The organism is Pseudoalteromonas sp. NBT06-2 (assembly GCF_002276045.1).
GTDB lineage: Bacteria > Pseudomonadota > Gammaproteobacteria > Enterobacterales > Alteromonadaceae > Pseudoalteromonas.
Map to the genome: position 1 here is coordinate 1 of NZ_NQMR01000446.1, position 355 is coordinate 355.

Below are 355 nucleotides of genomic sequence, written 5' to 3' on the forward strand. Positions count from 1 at the left end.
CAAATCAATCCAAAAACCTTTAGTTCCCGCAAAGCAACATTAAAACAAAGAGATGCACAGCTGATAACCTCTGAACAAAATGCTTTTGTTCAAGTTCAAAGTAATGTAAAAACCTTAGCTACAATTAGCTTTGAAACACCCCATGGCACGTTGCAGTTATCATCAGACATTTCCCCACACTGGGTTGGCAAATTTCTTAAGGCTATATCTGTATGAAGATGTTTTATGATTTACCTAAGATTTATCTTCATCGTGATGCAGTCGATTTTCGCAAGTCGATAAATGGCCTTGTCTGTATCGTGGAAATGCAGATGAAATTATCACCTTTTGATGATGCATTGTTTATGTTCTGCAA

2 protein-coding genes are annotated in these 355 nt (G+C 36.6%); both read left to right on the top strand.

Going from position 1 to position 355, the window contains the following annotated elements:
* Window positions 1–216 (top strand): hypothetical protein (locus tag CJF42_RS28005; RefSeq protein ID WP_170940807.1); only part of this gene is annotated, 216 nt, incomplete at its 5' end.
* A gap of 2 nt (window positions 217–218) precedes the next feature.
* Window positions 219–355: IS66 family insertion sequence element accessory protein TnpB (gene tnpB / locus CJF42_RS29450; protein ID WP_353651707.1), on the top strand; the 137-nt coding region annotated here is incomplete at its 3' end.